Origin of the sequence: Micrococcus sp. KRD026 (assembly GCF_017168445.1) — a bacterium.
Lineage (GTDB): Bacteria > Actinomycetota > Actinomycetes > Actinomycetales > Micrococcaceae > Micrococcus > Micrococcus luteus.
Map to the genome: position 1 here is coordinate 1 of NZ_JABFBA010000086.1, position 1,764 is coordinate 1,764.

At 66.1% G+C, this 1,764-nt stretch carries 4 protein-coding genes; 1 reads left to right on the forward strand and 3 read right to left on the reverse strand.

What is annotated here, in order from left to right:
• The 3 genes from J1M40_RS12440 to J1M40_RS12450 all read right to left on the reverse strand — a co-directional run.
• On the reverse strand, positions 1-166 hold a 166-nt coding region (locus J1M40_RS12440), incomplete at its 3' end, for a helix-turn-helix domain-containing protein (RefSeq protein ID WP_148110911.1).
• A 238-nt stretch (positions 167-404) separates the two neighbouring features.
• On the reverse strand, positions 405-728 hold the full coding sequence (locus J1M40_RS12445) for a multidrug efflux SMR transporter (protein ID WP_144819320.1): 324 nt from the start codon (positions 726-728) through the stop codon (positions 405-407).
• Positions 728-1,084, reverse strand: coding sequence for a multidrug efflux SMR transporter (locus tag J1M40_RS12450; RefSeq protein ID WP_020626388.1), 357 nt, complete (start codon positions 1,082-1,084; stop codon positions 728-730). Before J1M40_RS12450 ends, J1M40_RS12445 begins: the two co-directional genes overlap by 1 nt.
• A gap of 131 nt (positions 1,085-1,215) precedes the next feature.
• On the opposite strand from J1M40_RS12450, the gene J1M40_RS12455 reads away from it, so the two are divergent.
• On the forward strand, positions 1,216-1,572 hold the full coding sequence (locus J1M40_RS12455) for a type II toxin-antitoxin system RelE/ParE family toxin (protein ID WP_101966245.1): 357 nt from the start codon (positions 1,216-1,218) through the stop codon (positions 1,570-1,572).
• The last annotated feature ends 192 nt before the right edge of the window (positions 1,573-1,764 follow it).

A 1,764-nucleotide genomic window follows, 5' to 3' on the forward strand; every position in this document is an offset into this window, starting at 1 on the left:
GGCCGGCTTCTCCCTGGGCGCGGTAGCGGGCGACCCAGGTGGCCACCGTGGGCCGGCTCACCCGGAACTCGGCGGCCACGTGTGCCTGCGGGATCCCGTCGTGCAGGTGGCGGTGGACCATCCTGAGACGGCCGGTCGGGGTCAGGGGTGCGTTAGCGTGAGTCATGAGTGGGTCTTCTCGGGCAGGTCGGTGGTGTAGGAACTTCCATCCTGCGGGAGAGGCCCACTCGTCTCATCTCAGCCCGGTACCCATGTCAAGAACCTCATGACCCACAACAGCTAGTCACTAAACCGGCGCGGAGGAAGGTGGCACCCCACTGGTCCGCGCCGATCGGCCACGATCAGACGTTGCGCGTGACATCACCACCTTGGCGATGAGTGCGCGGCGCGGCCACCGCCGCAGGTCAGTGGGAGCTGGAACCGATTTCGATGACCAGCACACCGGCCATGATCAGCAAGATCCCCAAGATCATGGTGCGGGTCAGGGGTTCCTTGAATAGGACATGGGACGCGATCGCGGTCAAGGCAACCCCCGCGGCGGCCCAGATCCCGTAGGCGACACCGAGCCCGATCCCGACGCGCAGCGCGAGGGTCAGGAAGACAAAGGCCAGCACGTAACCGACGGCCACGGCCGCGTAGAACCCACGACGGCCGGCGGCCGCCACACGCAGGCACAGGGTGGCAGCCACCTCGGACAGGACGGCCCCGGCTAGGAATAGCCACTGCATCACGCTGCCCCCGCCTGCTGCTCGTCGGTGTCGGGGGTATGGTGCGATCCCAGTTCAACCATCAGAACGCCGGCGATCACCAGGGCGATCCCAATCCCCATCATGGCCGTGATCCGTTCGTCGAACAGGACGGCGGACAGCACCGCCGTTGCGGCGACACCCAACGCGCCCCAGATGCCGTAAGCGACACCGAGGGCCATTCCGCGCTTCAGTACCAGGGTGAGGAAGGTGAAGGCTGAGACGTAGCCCAGCAGGACGACCGCGTACAGCGCGGGGTGGGTGAGTGCTGCCTTGAGTGACAGCGATGCGATGACTTCGCTACCGACGGCGCCGGCGAGCAGGAACCATTTGGTCATGGTCTCTCCTGGAAGGGGCGAGCGCCTGCATGCGGCTCGGCCGTGTCTGTTCATGATTCTACCGGCTGGACGCTGGTGTCCCCGCGTTTCCGAGAGGCGTGCTTCGTGGATGCACCGCCATACACGCGCTCATGCCGCTGTTTGCTGGGCCCACCTGCTCGGTTTTCAGGTGTCGATTCCTGCTCGCGTTTCAGCAGTCATTGACAACAACTTTCGCCAGCAAGCCCGGGCCGACCCTGGACCGACCGTTGGTGGACACACTCACCGGCTCCAGGCACAAGAACCTTAAGGAGCTGCACCCCGGCTCGAGCGGGCGCAGCGAGATCCGGATCCTCTTCGCCTTCGACCCCCGCCGGCAGGCAATCCTGTTGGTGGCCGGGGACAAGGCCGGGGCCTGGAAGAAGTGGTACGCCACGAACATCCCCCTGGCCGAGGAACGCCTCGACGCCCACCTCCACGCGCTCCGCAGCACCCCACCCGGTGCTTAAGAGCGAAACCGTGAACCTGAGCAGCACCCCTGAGACCAGCACTGCTTACATCTCACCCCCAGCACCCAGGAGAGCCCCCATGCACACCCTCGACCAGCTCACCGCCCAGCGGTCCCCGCACGCAAGGACCCCCATGAACAGCTCCTCGGCCCGCCCTGACGTCATGTAGATGCTCCTGGCCCCCACCTGCCC